Here is a 1654-nt window from a genome sequence, read left to right on the forward strand (position 1 = left end):
CCTTGTCAAATGTTCCACCCATGAGCTCCGGCCGAGAACATTCGTCTCGAAACCGGCTCTGTCACTCCGAAGAGTGCAGTGCTCCTTAGAAAGGAGGTGATCCAGCCGCACCTTCCGGTACGGCTACCTTGTTACGACTTAGTCCTAATTACCAATCCCACCTTCGACGGCTCCCTCCACAAGGGTTGGGCCACCGGCTTCAGGTGTTACCGACTTTCATGACTTGACGGGCGGTGTGTACAAGACCCGGGAACGTATTCACCGCAGCGTTGCTGATCTGCGATTACTAGCGACTCCGACTTCATGAGGTCGAGTTGCAGACCTCAATCCGAACTGGGACCGGCTTTTTGGGATTCGCTCCACCTCACGGTATTGCAGCCCTTTGTACCGGCCATTGTAGCATGCGTGAAGCCCAAGACATAAGGGGCATGATGATTTGACGTCATCCCCACCTTCCTCCGAGTTGACCCCGGCAGTATCCCATGAGTTCCCACCATTACGTGCTGGCAACATAGAACGAGGGTTGCGCTCGTTGCGGGACTTAACCCAACATCTCACGACACGAGCTGACGACAACCATGCACCACCTGTTTACGAGTGTCCAAAGAGTTGACCATTTCTGGCCCGTTCTCGTATATGTCAAGCCTTGGTAAGGTTCTTCGCGTTGCATCGAATTAATCCGCATGCTCCGCCGCTTGTGCGGGTCCCCGTCAATTCCTTTGAGTTTTAGCCTTGCGGCCGTACTCCCCAGGCGGGGAACTTAATGCGTTAGCTGCGTCACGGAATCCGTGGAATGGACCCCACAACTAGTTCCCAACGTTTACGGGGTGGACTACCAGGGTATCTAAGCCTGTTTGCTCCCCACCCTTTCGCTCCTCAGCGTCAGTAACGGCCCAGAGATCTGCCTTCGCCATCGGTGTTCCTCCTGATATCTGCGCATTCCACCGCTACACCAGGAATTCCAATCTCCCCTACCGCACTCTAGTCTGCCCGTACCCACTGCAGACCCGAGGTTGAGCCTCGGGATTTCACAGCAGACGCGACAAACCGCCTACGAGCTCTTTACGCCCAATAATTCCGGATAACGCTTGCGCCCTACGTATTACCGCGGCTGCTGGCACGTAGTTAGCCGGCGCTTTTTCTGCAGGTACCGTCACTTTCGCTTCTTCCCTGCTAAAAGAGGTTTACAACCCGAAGGCCGTCATCCCTCACGCGGCGTTGCTGCATCAGGCTTTCGCCCATTGTGCAATATTCCCCACTGCTGCCTCCCGTAGGAGTCTGGGCCGTGTCTCAGTCCCAGTGTGGCCGGTCACCCTCTCAGGCCGGCTACCCGTCGACGCCTTGGTGAGCCATTACCTCACCAACAAGCTGATAGGCCGTGAGCCCATCCCAGACCGAAAAATCTTTCCAACTGCTGACCATGCGGTCGCAGCTCATATCCAGTATTAGACGCCGTTTCCAGCGCTTATCCCAGAGTCAGGGGCAGGTTGCTCACGTGTTACTCACCCGTTCGCCACTGATCCACAGAGCAAGCTCTGCTTCACCGTTCGACTTGCATGTGTTAAGCACGCCGCCAGCGTTCATCCTGAGCCAGGATCAAACTCTCCGTAAAAGAAAAATACTGACAACGACCGGAATAGGCCGAAGCAGCGAG

The 1654-nt window shown here is 55.6% G+C and carries 1 rRNA gene; it reads right to left on the reverse strand.

Annotated features, from left to right (window positions below):
* Nucleotides 1–89: 89 nt before the first annotated feature.
* Nucleotides 90–1612, reverse strand: a 16S ribosomal RNA gene (locus BLR68_RS17650).
* Nucleotides 1613–1654: the final 42 nt, after the last annotated feature.

This window comes from Microbacterium sp. 77mftsu3.1 (assembly GCF_900100525.1).
In the GTDB taxonomy this organism is placed as follows: Bacteria; Actinomycetota; Actinomycetes; order Actinomycetales; family Microbacteriaceae; genus Microbacterium; species Microbacterium aquilitoris.